Raw genomic sequence first — 18,267 nt, 5'->3', positions numbered from 1 at the left:
TGGGGCGCGGTTTTGCAATCCCTTTTTGCTTCGTCATTGCAGGGCTTGACCCAGCAATCCATGCCGTGACCTTGCCTTGAATTCGGCTTTTGTCTTGGGAAAGGCAACGGCATGGACCCCATGGTCAAGCCATGGGATGACGAAAGAGCAGTTTGTTTCAGCCAGTCCCTTCCGCCTGGCGCTCTTTCAAGAGAGCGCTGCGCCGAGCGGACTTCAGACAACTGAAACCATCACCGGAACGGATACATCCAGACCTTGTAGTCATCGACCAGGATATGCGCCTTTTCAATCTCTTCCTTGGTCATCTTCTTGACCACCTCTTCCAGCGAGATCGCAGCATCGGGATCGCCACCGACGGCCGAGAGCGTGTACCACATGTAGGCCCGCACGAGATCCGGCGCCGGCATGCCGCGGCCGATTTCGTAGTACCAGCCGACACCGGACTGGGCGCCGGGATGTCCCTTCATCGCGCTTCTCAGGTACCATTCGAACGCCCGCTGGTCATCGCGCTCAACCCCGAGCCCCATCGCGTACATGATGCCGATCAGCTCTTCCGCGTCGGCATTGCCGGACCGGGCCGCCGGCCACAGTTCCTTCATCGCCTCCTCGAAGCGATTGGCTTCCATCAGGTCGCGGGCTTCCTCGATTTCCGCCGCGGCCGGGGTGGCAAGGAGCATCAGCGCAAGAAAACTGGCCTTCAGTTTTGTCTTCATGGTCTCCGGTCGGTCCCTCTGATTTTTTGTCTTTCAGCGTCGGCTCTTGCTGCGGATCTGCCTGCGCCCTTGACGCAGGAAGATTTTATCGTCTTTGACCGCAAACAGGCCGCGCTCGGTCAGCTCCTCTTTTACGACAAGATCCTGTCCGGCAACAGGAATATTGCCTGCGCAACCTGCCATCACCCGCAGATGGGAACCGGTGACAACCTGTCGCTCGGCATTGGCGAAGGCGGGGAAGGTCTCGGCACAAAACGAATGGCCGGAACGGGTGACGACCGCATTCGCAAACGGATTCCGCGAAACGCGCCAGGTCTTTGGAATCTCGGCGCAAAAGAGCTCCACACGCTCTTCCACGACGGTCGTCTCTCGATTGCGGACACTTATGAAAACGGCTTCAATTCCCCGGCCGAGGAATGGCTGCCAAGCGGCTTCAATTCGCTGCTGGCGGCACAGGCGGTGTTCCCGCTCGTTGCCCAGTTTGAAATGTCCGGCAACCTCAAGGAAAACGAGATTGCCGGTGCCATTCACGACCGGATCGATGCGGCCTGGCCGATCCTTGCCAAACGGGTCCGCGTGATCCCCGAATACGGCCGGATGTTCGTTGAGGCGTTCGATCATATCGATGCGCCGGACCAGGTCACCATCGTCGAGATCGCGAATGCGCTGGCGGCCTTCCAGGCCGTCGAATGGCAAAGCCTCGACAGTCCGTTCGATCAGTATCTTGAAGGCAACGCGTCTGCTCTTGATGACAGCCAGAAGCGCGGCCTCGACCTCTTTTACGGCAAGGCAGGCTGCGCCTCCTGCCATTCCGGCAAACTGCTCAGCGACCAGCAGTTTCATGCGATCGGTCTGCCGCCCTTCGGGCCTGGCCGGACCCGCCGGTTTGACCCGATGGTCCGCGATGTCGGCCGTATGGGGGAAAGCGACCGCCTGGAAGATGCCTACCGCTTCCGCACGCCGATGCTTCGAAATATCGAGCTGACCGGCCCTTACGGCCACAACGGCGCCTATCCGACGCTCGAAGGCATTGTGCGCCATCATCTGGATCCGGACGGCATGCTTGCCACATGGGCGCCGGAGATCGCGGCCCTGCCGGACGCTCCCTGGCTGGCTCCGATCGATTTTGTCGTCTGGAACGACAAACGCGAGATGGCCCGCCATGCGCGTTTTCGCGATATTGCCCCCCTTGCCTTGACGGACGGCGAGATTGCCGATCTTGTCGCCTTCCTGAAAAGCCTGACGGGCACCACGTCCGTCAGCGCTCCTCCCTTTGGTGTTCCCGACACCGTCCCAAGCGGCCTTCCGGTCGACAGGTAAAAGACATAAGGAAAAACAATGGTTCAACCATTGAAAGACCGGGTACATGAATTGTTCCCGGGCCTGGTGATCGCCGGGCTGGTCGCCATCGCGGCGCAGTTCCTGAACGAGCATTACGGGGCGCCGGCCATGTTGATGGCCATCCTGCTCGGCATGCCGCTCAACTTCCTGTCGGAAGAACAACGCACTTCTGCCGGCATTGCCTTTTCCGCCCGGACCCTGCTTCGGATCGGCGTCGCGCTGCTCGGGGTCCGCATCAGCGTGGAAATGGTGCAGGCGCTCGGACTGCCTTTCCTGCTACTGGTGATCCTGGGAGTGCTGGCAACCATCGGCTTTTCGCTGATGATCGGCAGCCTGTTCGGCCGCGATCGCCTGTTTTCGTTTCTCTCTGGCGGCGCTGTCGCCATCTGCGGTGCATCGGCGGCCATGGCCATCGGCTCGATCCTGCCGAAACGCGAACATGCGGAACGCGACCTCGCCTTCACCGTCATCACGGTGACGGTGCTGTCGACCCTGGCGATGATCGTCTACCCGATCCTGACCAGCAACCTGGGGCTCACTGTGGACGAAACCGGGGTCTTTCTCGGCGGGACAATCCATGATGTCGCTCAGGTGGTTGGTGCCGGATTTTCCATCAACGAGGAAACCGGCGATCTTTCCACGCTTGTCAAGCTGATCCGCGTGACACTGCTGGCGCCAATCGTGCTGATTGCAGCGCTTATCCTGCGCAGCAGTACCGGACCGGACAACGCCCGCCCGCCCCTGATGCCGGCCTTCGTTCTGGCGTTTCTGGTCCTGGCGGCGCTGAATTCCTTCGGCCTGATCCCGGAAACCGTCAAGGACATGGCCGGTCAGGTCTCCCGCTGGGCGCTTCTGGCGGCGATTGCAGCCGTCGGCATGAAGACCTCGATCCCCAAGCTTCTGGAAGTCGGCGGCCCGGCCATCTGGATGGTGGTCACCCAGACCGTGTTCCTGGCATTGTTTGTCCTGGGTGGTATCTGGGTCATCGGCTGATGGACGGCCAATGCAAGTCTCGACACCGCTGGATGGTAAGCGATGACATTGATACAGGTGGATCTCTCGAGCGTCTGCTCGATGAAGGACTTTCACGACAAGGTTCATATAGCCCTTGATTTTCCTTACTATTATGGCCGCAACCTCGACGCTTTCTGGGACTGTCTAACCGACCTGCCAACGACAACATGTGTCGAGTTTCTTGGGGTAGACAGCCTCCCGCTGTCACTTCAACAGGAAGTCAATCGATACCGAGAACTCCTGCAGGAGTTTCAAGGCACGGGGCGGAAGGGCATCTGATCAATGCGTGTTTGAACGCCCGTTATCCGGATGCCTGAACACTGACAGTCGCATCTAGGGGTTTTCATCCCATATTGTGTGTGAAATATAGCTGCAACATCTTCTCAAAGTTGGCACCCGCACCCAATCGGGACGGCTAGCCAACGCCAGCCGGAAATTCGAAAGCACCTGGATGAAAAGCTACATCACAACCCCGATCTACTACGTCAACGGTTCTCCGCATATCGGTCATGCCTTCACCTCGATCATGGCCGATATCCTGAAACGCAACCGCCAGGCGCTGGGTTATGAGCTAATGCTGTCGACCGGCGTGGACGAACATGGCCAGAAGAACCAGGAAGCAGCCCAGGAACTTGGCATGCCCATCGAGGACTATCTCGACATGCGCTGCGCCGAATTCCGGGATGTGTTCGACAAGCTCGATGTCACCTACGACTATTTCGTGCGCACCAGCCGCGACGGCCACAAGGAGGCCGTCGCCGGCATGGAGCAGTCGATCTTCGACAAGGATCTGATCGTCAAGAAGAACTACACCGGCACCTACTGCAAGGGCTGTGAAGAGTTCAAGAAGGAAAGCGATCTGACCGAGGACGGCCAGTGCCCGCTGCACCCGACCATGCAGGTCGAGCAGACCGAAGAGACGAATTACTTCCTGAAAATGGAGCCGTTCCGCGAGCGCCTCTTGAAGCATATTGCCGACAATCCGGATTTCGTGCAGCCGGTAGCCTTCAGAAACGAACTGAAGCAGATGCTGGCCGAACCGCTGGAGGATCTGTGCATCTCCCGGCCGAAGGCCCGTGTGACATTGGGCGTCGAACTGCCCTTCGACACCGAGTTCGTCACCTATGTCTGGTTCGACGCGCTTGCCAACTACCTGACCAATATCGACTGGCCGGACGAAAGCTATGCGCCCTGGTGGGAGGAATGCGAGCATCTGATCGGCAAGGATATTCTGAAGCCGCACGGGGTCTACTGGCCGATCATGCTGATGGCGGCCGGCCTGCCGCTGCCGAAGAAACTCTCCGTGCACAGCCACTGGGTCGGCGCCGGCGGTGTCAAGATGTCGAAGTCCATCGGCAATGTGGTCGACCCGATCGAGGTGATGGACAAGCTCGGCGTCGATGCCCTGCGCTGGTACCTCGCCCGGCACATGCGCGCCGACAGCGACAGCCAGATCTCGGTGGAACTGATTGCCCAGACCTATGAGGCCGAACTCAACAACAAGCTCGGCAACATGCTGTCCCGCGCCGCCAAGTTCGCCAGGTCCAAGTTCGACGGCAAGCTGCCGGTCAAGGGCGAGTTGACCGCCGAGGACGAGGCGCTGCGCCAGACCGTTCTGAAAGCCACCGCCGGCATGGGCGAATGGATCGATCTGGCCGATATTCCGGCACGGACGCAGGCGATCATCACCGCGGCGGCCGAGCTGAACGAATATATCGACAAGCAGGCGCCCTGGTCGCTCTTCAAGAACGAGGACACCAGGGAGCGCAGCAAGACGGTCGTCTATGTCGCGCTCGACTGCCTGCGCATCGTGATGGAAGCCCTTCAGCAAGTGATCCCTGCCTCCGCGGGCAAGGCACTCGCCACGCTGAATGTCACCGAGGTTGCCAGACCATGGAAGCCGGAACTCGACCGTCTGCCTGGCGGCACTGAACTCGGCGACATCCAGCCGCTGTTCCCGCGCGTTCAGTAGCCACAAGACAAAACCGCCCGGTCGCAGAACCGGGCGATTCCTTGGGGCCCCAGCGTCAAAGTGCGGTGGGTTGGCGAATTCATGTCTGCTGTCCAGGCCTCTCAGAATCGCATCTGCCCAGTGATCCAGCTCGGTCTCACCCCGACCGCAGCGAAGCGAAGGGCCTGGGCCTATTCGTAGCTCCGCTCGCGGAAGCGAATGCAATTAGGCAGAAACTGCGCTGCAAATGTCTGGAGGCACCCCCATCGCTCCGGGAGCGAGTAGGCCCCGGGTCTCGCGAAGCTCGCCCGGGGTGACATTGATGGCAGATAACCTCGCCAAGGGGGCGCCAACAGAGTGGCCTGATACAACTGCAAGCTTCTACGGCTACGCGCGGTCGCCGCAAGAACCGTGTCACCCCGGCCGCAGCGAAGCGGAGAGCCGGGGCCAACTCGCTGCTCGGCTTGCTGAAGAGAATGCATTTAGGCAGAAGCTGGGCTGCAAATGTCTGAAGGCACCCCCATCGCTCCGGGAGCGAGTTGGCCCCGGGTCTCGCGAAGCTCGCCCGGGGTGACATTGATGGCAGATAACCTCGCCAAGGGGGCGCCAACAGAGAAGCCCGATACAACCGCACGCTCCTATGGCTACGCTCGGTCGCCACAAGAACCGTGTCACCCCGGCCACAGCGAAGCGGAGAGCCGGGGCCTACTCGCTGCTCGGCTTGCTGAAGGTGCAGAAAAACCCAGTCAAGCCTTCTGAAGATCCCAATGCTCTGGCAACGAGTGGGCCCCGGGTCTCGCAAAGCTCGCCCGGGGTGACACCGTGAAGCATGGACTTGGTTGAGGGCTGTCACAGCAGCTGCGCAGAACAACAAAAAACCGCCCGGTCGCAGATACCGGGCGGTTTGAGCCGGCGGGAGGGGCATCCCGCCAGGCCGGTTGGGCTGCGTTGCAGGTCGCAGCCCGGAGGCTTTTTGTCTTAGGTGACCGGTGCGCGGTAGTCGTCGGAGGCGCTGGTGCCGGCCTTTTCGTGGGTCCAGTCTGCCTTGCGGTAGGTGAAGGACCACTTGTCGGTGTCGCCGCGGGACGCATTGGCTTCGTCATTGACGTCCGGCAGGATCGTCTTGCCTTCCACCAGAACCGCGTCTTCGAACTTGATCGTGAAGTAGTGTTCCTGAACGCCGGACGTTGACGTGCGCCAGAACTGGACTTCGATTTCCAGGCTCTCGCCCGTGGCCAAAGCCTGCCACAGCAACGGCGTGGCCTTGTCGACCGGCTTCATGAAGGTGGTCGGCATGTGGCGGCGGGTGGCAATGATCGAACCGGACTGCGGGTCGCGGGGCACGATGGCGTTCTGCTCGAAGGCGTAGACGAGGGATTCGCCTTCATGGCCTTCCTGCCACAGGTTGCCGATGCTGTCGGCGGTGGTTGCGTCGGACGTCATGTCGCCCTGGGTTGCGCCCTTGATGGTGATGTAAGCGATGTTGGACATTTTCAGATCTCCAGTTTGCTTGTGTGTGTCAGTGATCGTCGTTTTCTTGGTTTTGAATTCCGGGGCGCCGTGTATTGGTCAGCGCCGATGCTGAGAATATTGCAACGGGTGTGCCAACTCCGTGACATTTCCCTAGGCAATTGACTTTACGTAAGAAATTCCGCCCAGGGAAAAAGTGTTAAAATATGGAACTGTGCAGATTTCTGCACAATCACCGCAGGACTGAGCACAAACATGCGCAGTCAAGGCGTGACGATCGTCACAAAATATACTTCCGTTAGGGCAACAAAGGGTAACAACCGCGACCTTTCGATGGACCGAGCGTGCGGCCCAACCTGCTTTCAGCTCTTTTTTGCCAGGCGTGTGCGCAGAATCTCCCCTGCGCACTCGGTCGGCTTTTCCTTCGAGGCAATCCACAACCACAAGGCCCCCCGGCCGAAGCGGAGCGAGGAGCCGGGCCTTCTCACCGCTCCGCTTGCAGAAGCGGAGGACTTCCAGTTTCCCGCGGGTGCACTCCCGAAATGACCGGGCTTTCTTCAGACAAGGTGGTCGCACCTGGCGAGAAGCGTGCCTCTAGCCAGCGTTCCGTCTTGCAATGTTGGTAGCGTAAAGGTGGCCGGAGCACCCAGCCGAGGACAGCTTAGATCAGGCCGGCATGTGCCATTGCCTTGTCGAGCGCCTGTCTCGTTTCTTGCGTGACCGGTGTGAGCGGAAGCCGGACGTCTTCACGGCATAGGCCGAGACGGGACAGGGCGTATTTGGCGCAGGCGGCCGGCGGTTCCAGGAAGAGCGCCGAATGCAGCGGCAGCAGGCGGTCCTGGTAGTCCCGCGCCCGATCCAGATCTTCTGAAAGCGAAGCAGCCTGAAATTCTGCACACAGGCGCGGTGCGACATTGGCCGTCACCGAGATGCAGCCTCGCCCGCCATGGGCGTTGAAGCCGAGGGCCGCAGCATCTTCTGCGCTCAGCTGCAGAAAATCGCGGCCGCACAGCGCACGCTGCTTGCTGACCCGTTCCATGCTTCCGGTCGCGTCCTTGACACCGATGATGCGCGGCCAGCGCGCCATCTCCGCCATGGTTTCCGGCAGAATATCGATCACGCAGCGGCCCGGAATATTGTAGAGAATGATCGGCAGGTTGCTGCTGTCATGCAACACCTTGTAGTGACTGAGCAGACCGGCCTGGTTCGGCTTGTTGTAATAAGGGGTCACCACAAGAGCGGCATCGGCCCCGACCGCCTCGGCATGCTGGAGCATGTCCAGCGACTGGGCCGTTGCGTTGGAACCGGTTCCGGCAATCACGGGCACACGTCCGGCGACCTGATCCACCACCCTTCTTATGACATCCTTGTGCTCGCTTTTGGAAACCGTCGGGCTTTCACCGGTCGTGCCAACGGCCACAAGCCCGTCGCTGCCCTGGGCGATGTGCCATTCGATCAGACGTTCCAGGGCGTTGTAATCAACCTCACCGTCCTTGAAAGGGGTCACGAGGGCGGGCAGAGATCCCTTGATGTCGAGCATTGGCGTCCTCCCAGAGCTGGTTCCGGCTTGATGGCGCCGCTCTGTGTCGATTGTTTGTCGCCCGCCCAAGCCCAGGACATTGCTCTGCCATCAAACACCGGGTCTGGCAACCGGGTGCCGGTCCTCGTGAACAGCTTCAATTGTCAGGCCGCCAGAAATGCCATCCTCTCGTCCAGGCGCGCCGGTGTGATTTCAAGTATGTCCGCCGACACGACACGCTCCACAACAAAAGGGTCTTCACCGACAAATGCCTCAAGAGCGTCCCGGTCGGTGCCGTGCGCGATGACGGCACCGCCCCGGTTTGGCTGAAGGCTGCCCACCATCAGAAACAGTCCCTGGTCGAAGCCACGCTGGATCCAGTCCTTGTGCCCTGCCATCAGTTCGGCGGCACGGTCCCTGTTGTCCGAAAACGTCAAAGTCACGACAAACATTGGTCTCACCTTGTCATTTGATAATTACGCAGGGCGTGTTCATTGCACCGCACTTGGCGACCCGGCGACATCATCGAGCCAGGCGAGAATCCGGCGCACTTCGCGCTCGACATGAGCTTCGTCCTTGAAGGCCTGAGACAGGGTGGCGACACCCTGGCTCCAGCCGAGAACATGCAGCGCATGGTCGGCGGATCTGTCGCCGCAGCCCAGCGCCTCGAACTGCCGGACAAGCCAGTCGCGGAACAGCGCCATGATCCGGTTTGCCTTGTCTGCAGACGGGTGCCCAAGCTTGAACAGCTCCGTCGTCAGGGTGCCGACCGGACAGCCGAAGGCCATGATCCTGCTCTGGTTGACGATGACGATCTTCACGAAACAGGCGATGCGATCCACGGGATCCGCAGCCATTTCGTCCCATTTGGCAAGCAGGGCTTCCCGGTCTGCCAGCCTCTTGTCGATGACGGCGTCCAGGATCTCGTCCTTGGTCTTGAAGTGGTAGTAGAAATTGCCGCGCGAGATCTTCACCGCCGCCGCAATGTCCGCAAAGGAGGTTTGCGCGAAGCCCTGCCCATAGAACAGGTCATCCGCCGCGTCGACGATCTGCTGGCGTGTGCTTCCAGCCATTCCACTCTCCCTGACTGCGGCTTGACACAGGATCAAACCTCATTAGGACAATTGACCTATCGCTGAATTAGGACAAGTGTCCCAGAATGTCAATCCGGGTCCCTGTCCTGTTCTGCCAAGTGCCCGGAGGGCCTGACTTCTCTGTTTCAAAAGACGTGCCTTCACAAACGCACGGCACTGCTTTCCGACTTCACGCCAATGTGAAGAGGATGCGGCGGAGCTCCTGACAGGCCCTTGTCAGGAGGCGGAAGCTAAGGTCCGAACCGTCTTTGCCGGTCGTTGCTGCAGGCAAATTCCCAATCGCTCGCAAAATCAACAACTTGAGGAATTTCTACCCTGATGGACCAAAATCCTAAAAAACAAACCTTTGTTATTTTTATCAACAAACCGAAATTCCTGGCGTGTGCGGCGCATTTCTGCACCGCACCGGTGCAATTCCCTTCATTGGAAACCTTGCCGGCATGCCTACCTTGAGAGCGCTTGGCGGCACTGCAGAAACCGGCTTTGGGCGAACGGCCGGCTCCTTGTGGAGGACTTGATATGACGTTGGTGGACGGGCGGTCTGAACCGTCAACGGGCCTGTCTGTAGCGGACCTGTTCGATCAGACCCGAAAACAGACGATGAAACTCGTCGCGCCCCTGTCGGGTGAGGACATGGGACTGCAATCCATGGAAGATGCCAGCCCACCCAAGTGGCATCTGGCGCACACAACCTGGTTCTTTGAAGAATTCATCCTGAAACCGTCCCTGCCCGGCTATGTGCCGACCGACGAGCGTTTCGCGGTGCTCTTCAACTCCTATTACGTCCAGGCCGGCCCGCGTCACACACGCTCAAAACGCGGTCTTCTGTCACGACCGGCCGTTGCCGATGTGATGGCCTATCGCAGGCGCGTTGAAGATGCACTGCTGGACGGGCTGGCGCGCGGGGCTTTCACCCTGGGCCATGAGCCGCTGGAAGCGCTTGTCACGCTTGGCTGCCATCACGAAATGCAGCACCAGGAGCTGCTGGTGACCGACCTCCTGCATGCCTTCTCCTACAATCCGTTGCTGCCCGCCTATTTCGACAGCCGGCCGGTGCCCGTTCATCCCGTTGGGGAGACCGGCTGGAGCGATCATGACGGCGGCCTTCTGACCATCGGCCATGATGGCGATGGATTTGCCTATGACTGTGAAGGCCCACGTCACAAGGTCTGGCTGGAGCCCTATCGCCTTGCAGACCGGCCGGTCACGAATGGCGAGTGGATCGCCTTCATGGAGGACGGTGGCTACGAAACCCAGCCGCTCTGGCTCATGGAAGGATGGGCTGCCAGGGAGAAGAACGGCTGGACCGCCCCCTTGTACTGGTGGCGACAGGACGGCGTCTGGTGGAGTTACACGCTTCAAGGGCCACGGCCGGTGGATCTGGCCGCCCCCGTGGTGCATGTCAGCTATTATGAGGCGGACGCCTTTGCCCGTTGGGCCGGATACCGGCTGCCGACCGAAGCCGAATGGGAGGCAGCTGCAGCCCCGACCCGGATTGCCGGCAATTTCCTGGAGAATGGCGCCCTGATGCCTCTTGCCGGCGCCCCCGGCCTATGGGGTGATGTCTGGCAGTGGACCTCAAGTGCGTTCTCTCCCTATCCCGGCTTCACCCCGCCGGACGGCGCGATCGGCGAATATAACGGCAAGTTCATGGTCAACCAGATGGTGCTGCGCGGCGGCTCCTGCGCGACCCCGACCCGCCAGATGCGCGCCTCCTACCGCACCTTCTTTTATCCGCACCAGCGTTGGCAGATGCTGGGCCTGAGATTGGCAGCAGACAAATGACCAAACATGTTTCTCTCGATGACGACCATTTGAAAATTTTTCGCGATGACATCCTCTCCGGGCTGACGGCCGAGCGGAAGACGATCAGCAGCAAGTGGCTTTACGACGACGTCGGCTCGCACCTCTTCGAGGCCATTACCGAACTCGACGCCTATTACCCGACCCGAACGGAAGTCTCGATCCTTGAGGACAATGCCGCCAGCTACCTCCGACTGCCCGGTGCACGGGGCGCACTGGTAGAACTCGGCAGCGGCTCGAGCCGCAAAACCGACATTCTGCTGAAGGCTTTTCAGGACCTGTCTGTCTATATGCCGATCGACATTTCCGCGAACCATCTGAAAGCCGCAGCTGAACGGGTCCGGCGTGCCCACCCTTCGGTTGCCGTCATTCCGGTGGCAGCCGACTTCACCCAGCCCTTCGGCAAGCTGCCCCTATTGCCCGAGCTGCCAGTTCTGGTGTTTTTCCCCGGATCCACGATCGGCAACTTTGAAAAGGCGGGCGCGGTTCGGCTCCTGCGTCAGATCCGGGAGGCCATGCCCGCGGCGGACCTGTTGATCGGGGTCGACCGGCCGAAAGCGGAAACGGTGCTTCTGAAAGCCTATGACGATCCGGCGGGTGTCACCGCTGCCTTCAACCAGAACCTGCTTCAGCGGATCAATCGTGAACTCGAGGGGAGCTTCGACCTCGGGTCTTTTGCCCATAGGGCAATCTGGAACGACCTGGAAAGCCGCATTGAAATGCATCTGGAAAGCCGATCCGATCAAACCGTCCTTGTTGCAGGCAACGAGATTGCCTTTCGCAGGGGCGAAACGATCCATACGGAAAACTCGCATAAATACAGCGAGGACGCCTTTCAGGAAATCGCCCAGCTCGGCGGCTGGAAGGTGTCGGCGATGGATGCGGACAAGGATGACCTGTTCTCGATCTTCACGCTGGCGGCAACCTGACAGGCGAATCCGACTGATTGGATGCCGTGGCTCGTCGCAACCGTTGTGCGGATTGACGGCCATGGCACTCAAGTCATGATCCGGCACTGGCGGCCTTGCAGGTGCCAGTGCCAGCACTCAAGAGAGCTACTCGATCTGAGAGACAAACCCGGCCAGGATCCGGTTGAACTTGTCCGGATATTCCCAGAACATCATGTGCCCGCCAAAGACATGCACATCGCTGTTGGGCGTATGTTTGGCCAGATACGGCCTGGCCGTATCGGCCCAATGTTCGGCAACCACAAAGGACGACGGCAATTTGGCATCGATCTCCTTGGCGGTGACCAGATAATTGCTGAAATTTCCAGCCGCCCAGTAGGCCGCCGCCACCCAGGGCGGTGACTGGGTCGACTGGTCCTCGATCCAGCGGGCCAGTTCCGGCGTGTAGTCCTGCTCGATCATGACCTCGTCGGCATACCAGTGAATGGCGTCCCGGTGGCCTTTTGCAGACTGCACACCATCGTAGAGACCCGAAATGTCGGCAATGCTGCCCTCGGTCCAGTCGCCCTCCTTGCCGGTCATGGGTGTCGGTGACAGATCTATGCACATGTGCGCCGAAGCCGCATCGGTCGACCTGATCTTCACGAACTCCCAGGTCGCCAGGCAGCCGAAGGACCATCCGACGAGGACGGGTTTTTCGACACCCAGATGATCGACCAACTTTGCGAGATCCGCGCCTTGCGTGACGTAGTTGTTGCCTTCCATCGTGACCGTCGACCGGCCATGACTGCGTGGATCGAAGGTGATGACCCGATGCGTCTTCGCGAAGGTCGCGATCTGGTGTTCGAAGACCTCTGTCGTGAAGGTCCAGCCCGGCACCAGAACGATTGGCAGACCGGTTCCGTGGTCTTCGTAATAAAGATCCACGCCCGGCTCGACCTGCAGATAGTCCCCAGCCAAAGCAGGCCCGACACCCCAAGCCGCAATCAGAGTGGTTGCCAGACAGGTGAGAGTACTCTTAGACATGTGTCCCTCCTTCCCTATTCCCCATAGGAAAAAGCGTAATGCCCCCAGTGCATTGTACCGCAAATAAAACTTAAGCGCGAATCTCAATATTTGATTCTATTAATAATTGCAATTTTATCAGGGGAAGTTTTTCCTCGATGGGACGCTGCAAATCTGTCCGCTGATCTGCGCCAGTCTGATTGAGCGCTCGTATCCCGGGTTTCTGTCCATCCGCGGCAAACAAACTCTTTGGCGGCGAAACATTTGTTTCAGAAATTGACAATGTAAAAAACAAATGAAACAGTAACCGGATGGAAACCATGTCGTCGCCACCGCTCCGGACCGCGATCTCGGCCAACTATGCCGAGCTCAGCGACGCTTTGCGTATTGCCGCCGACTATATCGCTGAAAATCAAGTCGAAATCGCAACGCGCAGTCTGCGTGCCGTCGCCTCGGCAAGTGGTGTTTCGCCGGCAAGCTATACCAGACTGGCGCGCGCGCTTGGTTATTCCGACTACGAAACTCTCCGGGAACAGGCCCGCGCCGAACTGAGCCGGCGCGACACGGACACGTTTCAGGACCGCGCCCGGCGTCTCCAGTCCGATGCGGATCAGCCGTTGCTGCCGCGCCAGGTGGAGGCCTGCCTGAACAACATCAAGGCTCTGGTTGACGACATCGACCCACATGAACTGGAAGCCGCGGTCGAGTGCCTGGAAAAATCGCGCAAGATCATCCTGATCGGCGCGCTCGCCTCTGCCGGCTTTACCGACTATTTCGCCTATCTGGCGAAATGGTTCGACGACCGCTGGGTGACAGCGGGGCGCAACGGGGCAACCCTGGGCAGCACGCTTGCGGGCGTTTCGTCAGCTGACACGGTGATCATCGTGTCCAAGCACCCTTATGCGCATCGCTCCGTCCGGGCCGCCGAAGTCGCGGCAGCAAGTGGTGCAAAAGTCATCGTGCTTACTGACAGCCACGCTTTCCCGGGATTGCAATTCGCCGACTTTCACTTCATACAACGCACTGAAAGTCCACACTTTTTCTCGTCTTACGCAGCCACGCTGGTGCTCATAGAAACAATTACGGGCATGCTGGTTGCGCGAGCCGGATCCGAGGCGGAAGCCCGGATCCAGAATGTCGACAAGCATAACCGCTTGCTTGACGAGTTTGAAAATGTCTAGGGTGGCAGAGACCGCTCCAGACCTTGAGAATTTTAACAAGAGGGAAGCCTAGTCAAATGATGATGAAACTGAACCTTGCAGGCGCCGTCCTGGCGACCAGCATCGCATTCACCGGCGCAGCCTCCGCGGAGGAGTTCATCACCATCGGTACCGGTGGTGTGACGGGCGTCTACTATCCGACGGGTGGTGCGATCTGCCGTCTGGTGAACAAGGGCCGTAAAGACCACGGCATCCGCTGCTCGGTCGAATCCACCGGTGGCTCGGTCTACAACATCAACACTGTTCGTGAAGGCGAGCTGGAATTCGGTGTGGCCCAGTCCGACTGGCAGTACCATGCCTATAACGGCACGTCCAAGTTCGAGGACAAGGGCAAGTTCGAAGACCTGCGCGCCGTGTTCTCCGTACATCCGGAGCCGTTCACCGTGGTTGCCCGTGCCGACAGCGGCATCAAGAACTTTGAAGACCTGAAGGGCAAGCGCGTCAACATCGGCAACCCGGGTTCCGGTCAGCGCGGCACCATGGAAGTCCTGATGGAATCCATGGGCTGGACCACCGACGACTTCACCCAGGCAACCGAGCTGAAGGCCGCCGAGCAGTCCGCTGCACTCTGCGACAACCAGATCGACGCCATGGTCTACACCGTCGGCCACCCGTCCGGTTCCATCCAGGAAGCCACCACGGCCTGTGACAGCGTGCTGGTGAATGTTGGCGGCGACGCTGTCGACAAGCTGGTCAACGACAACAGCTACTACCGCACAGCCACCATTCCGGGCGGCATGTATCGCGGCAATGACGGCGACACCAACACCTTCGGCGTCGGTGCAACCTTCATCACTTCTGCGAAAGTTGCCGACGACACCGTCTACACGCTGGTCAAGTCCGTCTTCGAAAACTTCGATGCCTTCAAGAAGCTGCATCCGGCATTTGCCAACCTGAAGCCGGAAGAGATGGTCGCTGACGGCCTGTCCGCTCCGCTGCATCCGGGCGCGGCGAAGTACTACAAAGAACAGGGCTGGATCAACTAAGCTCTTTCAACTGGCGGGCCCGGATGATTTCCGGGCCCGTTCTATTGCGGCAGCCCTGCCACCTTCCTTGGGTTCGATCGCTTCTTTTCATTGACAATCTGTTCTGACGGAACCTGCCGTCCGGGCAAAACCGCACAGTACCGGCGCTGTTTCTCTGCCGGAAACCGGGGGAAATTCATGTCTGACCAAAACCAGCCTGTCGCGCAGGATCAGCGCAAGGGCCTGTCTGAAGAAGAACTTCAGGAACTCGTAGCCGCCTCAGATTCCGGATCCAGAAATCCGGCCGGCAGTGTCGGCCTTTTGATCGCGACCGTCGCTCTGGTCTGGTCCTGTTTTCAGGTCCTGCTCGCCTCCCCCATCGTCTACTACGTGCTGCCATCGGATCTGATCAACAACAGCCGGCAATTCCACCTCGCTTTCGCGATGTTCCTGGCCTTCATGGCCTACCCGGCGCTGAAAAGCAGCCCTCGCCATCACATTCCGATCCAGGACTGGGTCCTTGCCCTGTTTGGCGCCTTCATCGCGCTTTACGGGTTCTTCTTCTACCAAAAGATCGTCGACAATGGCGGTCTGGCCGATCACACCGACAAGTGGTTTGCGCTCGCGGGCATCATTGTCCTGTTTGAAGCTGCGCGCCGTGCACTCGGTCCGGCCATGGCCATCGTCGCCTCCGTCTTCCTGCTCTACGTCTTCTTCGGCTCCTCCCCCTGGGTGCCGGAAGTCATCCGCTGGAAAGGCGCGTCCCTTCAAAAAGCCATGAGCCACATGTGGATCACGTCGGAAGGCGTCTTCGGCATTGCGCTTGGCGTCTCGACCAAATTCGTCTTCCTGTTCGTTCTGTTCGGTGCCCTGCTCGACAAGGCCGGCGCCGGCAACTACTTCATCAAGATGGCGTTCGGCGCGCTCGGTCACCTGAAAGGCGGCCCGGCCAAGGCCGCCGTCGTCGGTTCCGCGGCGACCGGCCTGATTTCCGGGTCGTCCATCGCCAACGTGGTCACCACCGGCACCTTCACCATCCCGCTGATGAAGCGGGTCGGTTTCTCCTCCGAACAGGCCGGTTCCGTCGAGGTGGCGTCGTCGGTCAATGGCCAGATCATGCCGCCGGTCATGGGAGCTGCGGCCTTCCTGATGGTGGAATATGTCGGCATTTCCTATGTCGACGTCATCACCCATGCCTTCCTGCCGGCCGTGATCTCCTACATCGCGCTGGTCTATATCGTGCACCTTGAAGCGGTGAAACGGAACATGCCGACCATCGGCCACAAGACCGTTTCCACGCTGCGCACGGTTCTCGGCATGTTCTTCTTCTTCGCCGGTTTCGCGGTGCTCTGCTACGGCATCCAGTACCCGATCGGCTGGATCGTTGCCCTGGTGCCGGACGGTGCTTCCTGGGTTCTGGCAGCTCTGGTTTTCCTCGCCTACCTGGCGCTCCTGAAGCTCGCTTCCACGGCAGATGACCTGCATCCGGATGATCCGAATGCCAAGGACATCACGCTTCCGGAAATTTCGGAGATCTACAAGACCGGCCTCTACTATCTGTTGCCGATCGTCGTGCTCGTCTACTTCCTGATGATCGAGCAGAAATCTCCGGGGCTTTCGGCCTTCTGGGCAACTGCCCTGCTCTTCGTGATCCTTCTGACCCAGCGGCCGATCAAGGCGGTCTTCCGCGGGGAAAGCGAAACCTTCGAAGCCTTCAAGGCCGGGGTCAACGATCTCGTTCACGGCATGATCGACGGTGCCCGCAACATGATCGGCATCGGTCTTGCCACCGCGACCGCCGGCGTGATCGTCGGCACCGTGACCCTGACCGGCATCGGTCAGGTGATGGCCGACCTGGTCGAGTTCGTTTCAGGCGGCAACCTGATCCTGATGCTGATCTTTGTCGGCATCCTGTCGCTCGTGCTCGGCATGGGTCTGCCAACAACGGCCAACTACATTGTTGTCTCGTCGCTGATGGCCGGTGTCGTGGTTGAACTTGGTGCCCAGTCCGGCCTGATTGTGCCGCTGATCGCCGTGCACCTGTTCGTCTTCTATTTCGGGATCATGGCGGATGTGACACCACCCGTGGGGCTAGCGTCATTCGCGGCGGCGGCGGTGTCGGGCGGTGACGCGATCAAGACGGGCTTTACCGCCTTTTTCTATTCGCTGCGCACAGTTGCCCTGCCCTTCGTGTTCATCTTCAACACGGACCTGCTCCTGATCGACGTCACGCTCACGCAGGGCATATTGGTCTTCATTGTCTCGACGATCGCCATATTGGTGTTCACTGCCGGCACCATGGGCTATTTCGTGACCAAGAGCCGGATCTACGAAAGCATTGCCCTGGTGCTGATCTCCTTCGTGCTGTTCCGTCCGGATTTCTTCATGAACCAGATCCAGCCGCCGTTTGAAACGGTGGGGCCTGCCCAATTCGTGCAGACCGTCGGCGAGGCTCCCGCCGGCACCGAGATCCGGCTGGTCATCAGCGGTCCGGACTTCGACACGGGCAGCAACGCGGAGACCCGCATCCTGATCAATCCGGGGTCTGAATCGGGAGGTGAAGCACGCCTGACGGCGCTCGGTCTGACCACGCTGGATGAAGACGGTGTCCTGAAACTGGAAGAGCCCTTCCCCGGAACACCCTACTTCGAACAGCTGGGCAACTTCGACTTCTATGGCGATGAGCCGGTGATCATCACCCAGGCTCAGGTGAAGGCAGACCAGTTGCCCAAGGAGCTGATCTTCATTCCAGGCCTTCTTCTCTTGGCACTGGTCTACATGCTGCAGCGCGCCCGTGCAGGTCGTGCCACCCGCGAAGAAGGAGCAATGGCATGATCAAGTCCGTATTGTGCGCCGTCGACGTTCAGCAGGACCATGACACCAAGGTCCTGAAAATGGCGGACAAACTGGCCCAGCTGGACAATGCCCAGCTGGATGTCATCACCGTTGTGCCGAGCGCCGGCATCAATCTGGTCGCCTCCTATTTCGAGGAAAATTTCCAGGGCCAGATGGTTGAGCAGACGCGGGAGAAACTGATCGCCAAGGTCTCCAGCGTTCTGGGAGACGAGCGCAACAAGGATGTCCGCCATCTTGTGACAACAGGTTCGATCTACGAAGAGATCCTGGAGGTTGCCAAAAAGACCGGAGCCGATCTGATCGTGATCGGCGCGCATCAGCCGCACCTCAGTGAATACCTGCTCGGGCCCAACGCGGCACGGGTCGTGCGACACTCCAAGGCGTCGGTTTACGTGGTGCGGGACTGAC

At 59.7% G+C, this 18,267-nt stretch carries 16 protein-coding genes; 10 read left to right on the top strand and 6 right to left on the bottom strand.

Annotated elements, in window-relative coordinates:
- Positions 1-230: 230 nt before the first annotated feature.
- Positions 231-713 carry a tetratricopeptide repeat protein gene (locus CHH27_RS01870; protein WP_094074458.1) on the bottom strand — a complete coding sequence of 161 codons (483 nt, stop codon included), beginning with the start codon at positions 711-713 and terminating at the stop codon, positions 231-233.
- A gap of 69 nt (positions 714-782) precedes the next feature.
- On the opposite strand from CHH27_RS01870, the gene CHH27_RS01865 reads away from it, so the two are divergent.
- The 4 genes from CHH27_RS01865 (at position 783) to metG (ending at position 5,040) form a co-directional block, all read left to right on the top strand.
- Complete coding sequence (locus tag CHH27_RS01865; protein WP_208988435.1) at positions 783-2,033, top strand: cytochrome-c peroxidase; 1,251 nt, start codon at positions 783-785, stop codon at positions 2,031-2,033.
- Between the two features lie 18 nt (positions 2,034-2,051).
- Entirely contained in the window at positions 2,052-3,047 is a 996-nt protein-coding gene (locus CHH27_RS01860) for a YeiH family protein (RefSeq protein ID WP_094070065.1), read from the top strand.
- Positions 3,048-3,089: 42 nt separating this feature from the next.
- Complete coding sequence (locus tag CHH27_RS28605; RefSeq protein ID WP_094070064.1) at positions 3,090-3,347, top strand: barstar family protein; 258 nt, start codon at positions 3,090-3,092, stop codon at positions 3,345-3,347.
- Positions 3,348-3,519: 172 nt separating this feature from the next.
- A complete protein-coding gene (gene metG / locus CHH27_RS01850) occupies positions 3,520-5,040 on the top strand; it encodes a methionine--tRNA ligase (protein ID WP_094070063.1) in 1,521 nt (506 codons plus the stop codon).
- A gap of 957 nt (positions 5,041-5,997) precedes the next feature.
- Here the strand turns inward: metG and CHH27_RS01845 are convergent.
- From CHH27_RS01845 to CHH27_RS01825, 4 genes are all read right to left on the bottom strand, one after another.
- On the bottom strand, positions 5,998-6,510 hold the full coding sequence (locus CHH27_RS01845) for an Hcp family type VI secretion system effector (RefSeq protein WP_094070062.1): 513 nt from the start codon (positions 6,508-6,510) through the stop codon (positions 5,998-6,000).
- 640 nt (positions 6,511-7,150) lie between these two features.
- Complete coding sequence (dapA, locus tag CHH27_RS01835; RefSeq protein WP_094070060.1) at positions 7,151-8,029, bottom strand: 4-hydroxy-tetrahydrodipicolinate synthase; 879 nt, start codon at positions 8,027-8,029, stop codon at positions 7,151-7,153.
- A gap of 143 nt (positions 8,030-8,172) precedes the next feature.
- The gene (locus CHH27_RS01830; RefSeq protein ID WP_094070059.1) at positions 8,173-8,460 is read right to left on the bottom strand and encodes a YciI family protein; all 288 of its coding nucleotides are present in this window, start codon (positions 8,458-8,460) and stop codon (positions 8,173-8,175) included.
- Positions 8,461-8,499: 39 nt separating this feature from the next.
- Positions 8,500-9,081, bottom strand: a complete 582-nt coding sequence (locus CHH27_RS01825; protein ID WP_094070058.1) for a TetR/AcrR family transcriptional regulator — start codon at positions 9,079-9,081, stop codon at positions 8,500-8,502.
- Between the two features lie 540 nt (positions 9,082-9,621).
- On the opposite strand from CHH27_RS01825, the gene egtB reads away from it, so the two are divergent.
- Together egtB and egtD are read left to right on the top strand one after the other, a co-directional pair.
- Positions 9,622-10,887, top strand: a complete 1,266-nt coding sequence (egtB, locus tag CHH27_RS01820; RefSeq protein WP_094070057.1) for an ergothioneine biosynthesis protein EgtB — start codon at positions 9,622-9,624, stop codon at positions 10,885-10,887.
- On the top strand, positions 10,884-11,834 hold the full coding sequence (egtD, locus tag CHH27_RS01815; RefSeq protein ID WP_094070056.1) for an L-histidine N(alpha)-methyltransferase: 951 nt from the start codon (positions 10,884-10,886) through the stop codon (positions 11,832-11,834). The genes egtB and egtD overlap by 4 nt, the downstream gene beginning before the upstream one ends.
- Positions 11,835-11,960: 126 nt before the next feature.
- Here egtD and CHH27_RS01810 read toward each other — a convergent pair whose 3' ends face one another.
- A complete protein-coding gene (locus CHH27_RS01810; RefSeq protein ID WP_094070055.1) occupies positions 11,961-12,839 on the bottom strand; it encodes an alpha/beta fold hydrolase in 879 nt (292 codons plus the stop codon).
- 299 nt (positions 12,840-13,138) lie between these two features.
- Between CHH27_RS01810 and CHH27_RS01805 the strand changes: the two genes are divergently transcribed.
- The 4 genes from CHH27_RS01805 to CHH27_RS01790 all read left to right on the top strand — a co-directional run bounded on the left by CHH27_RS01805 (position 13,139) and on the right by CHH27_RS01790 (position 18,266).
- The gene (locus CHH27_RS01805; RefSeq protein WP_208988433.1) at positions 13,139-13,999 is read left to right on the top strand and encodes a MurR/RpiR family transcriptional regulator; all 861 of its coding nucleotides are present in this window, start codon (positions 13,139-13,141) and stop codon (positions 13,997-13,999) included.
- A gap of 56 nt (positions 14,000-14,055) precedes the next feature.
- Positions 14,056-15,024 carry a TAXI family TRAP transporter solute-binding subunit gene (locus CHH27_RS01800; RefSeq protein WP_198338329.1) on the top strand — a complete coding sequence of 323 codons (969 nt, stop codon included), beginning with the start codon at positions 14,056-14,058 and terminating at the stop codon, positions 15,022-15,024.
- A gap of 177 nt (positions 15,025-15,201) precedes the next feature.
- Positions 15,202-17,838 (top strand): TRAP transporter permease, encoded by a 2,637-nt coding sequence (locus CHH27_RS01795; RefSeq protein ID WP_094070053.1) that lies wholly within the window; start codon positions 15,202-15,204, stop codon positions 17,836-17,838.
- Positions 17,835-18,266, top strand: coding sequence for a universal stress protein (locus CHH27_RS01790; protein WP_094070052.1), 432 nt, complete (start codon positions 17,835-17,837; stop codon positions 18,264-18,266). The genes CHH27_RS01795 and CHH27_RS01790 overlap by 4 nt, the downstream gene beginning before the upstream one ends.
- Position 18,267 lies beyond the last annotated feature (1 nt).

This window comes from Labrenzia sp. VG12 (genome assembly GCF_002237595.1).
Classification (GTDB): Bacteria; Pseudomonadota; Alphaproteobacteria; order Rhizobiales; family Stappiaceae; genus Roseibium.
This window is presented reverse-complemented; position numbering and strand designations above follow the sequence as displayed.

Excerpts from the sequence above, each read along its gene's own strand:
- CHH27_RS28605 (WP_094070064.1), top strand. The coding sequence starts at position 3,090 with ATGACATTGATACAGGTGGATCTCTCGAGCGTCTGCTCGATGAAGGAC.
- CHH27_RS01870 (WP_094074458.1), bottom strand. The coding sequence starts at position 713 with ATGAAGACAAAACTGAAGGCCAGTTTTCTTGCGCTGATGCTCCTTGCC.
- dapA (WP_094070060.1), bottom strand. The coding sequence starts at position 8,029 with ATGCTCGACATCAAGGGATCTCTGCCCGCCCTCGTGACCCCTTTCAAG.
- metG (WP_094070063.1), top strand. The coding sequence starts at position 3,520 with ATGAAAAGCTACATCACAACCCCGATCTACTACGTCAACGGTTCTCCG.
- CHH27_RS01845 (WP_094070062.1), bottom strand. The coding sequence starts at position 6,510 with ATGTCCAACATCGCTTACATCACCATCAAGGGCGCAACCCAGGGCGAC.
- CHH27_RS01805 (WP_208988433.1), top strand. The coding sequence starts at position 13,139 with ATGTCGTCGCCACCGCTCCGGACCGCGATCTCGGCCAACTATGCCGAG.
- CHH27_RS01830 (WP_094070059.1), bottom strand. The coding sequence starts at position 8,460 with ATGTTTGTCGTGACTTTGACGTTTTCGGACAACAGGGACCGTGCCGCC.
- CHH27_RS01795 (WP_094070053.1), top strand. The coding sequence starts at position 15,202 with ATGTCTGACCAAAACCAGCCTGTCGCGCAGGATCAGCGCAAGGGCCTG.
- egtD (WP_094070056.1), top strand. The coding sequence starts at position 10,884 with ATGACCAAACATGTTTCTCTCGATGACGACCATTTGAAAATTTTTCGC.
- egtB (WP_094070057.1), top strand. The coding sequence starts at position 9,622 with ATGACGTTGGTGGACGGGCGGTCTGAACCGTCAACGGGCCTGTCTGTA.
- CHH27_RS01790 (WP_094070052.1), top strand. The coding sequence starts at position 17,835 with ATGATCAAGTCCGTATTGTGCGCCGTCGACGTTCAGCAGGACCATGAC.
- CHH27_RS01825 (WP_094070058.1), bottom strand. The coding sequence starts at position 9,081 with ATGGCTGGAAGCACACGCCAGCAGATCGTCGACGCGGCGGATGACCTG.
- CHH27_RS01810 (WP_094070055.1), bottom strand. The coding sequence starts at position 12,839 with ATGTCTAAGAGTACTCTCACCTGTCTGGCAACCACTCTGATTGCGGCT.
- CHH27_RS01800 (WP_198338329.1), top strand. The coding sequence starts at position 14,056 with ATGATGATGAAACTGAACCTTGCAGGCGCCGTCCTGGCGACCAGCATC.
- CHH27_RS01860 (WP_094070065.1), top strand. The coding sequence starts at position 2,052 with ATGGTTCAACCATTGAAAGACCGGGTACATGAATTGTTCCCGGGCCTG.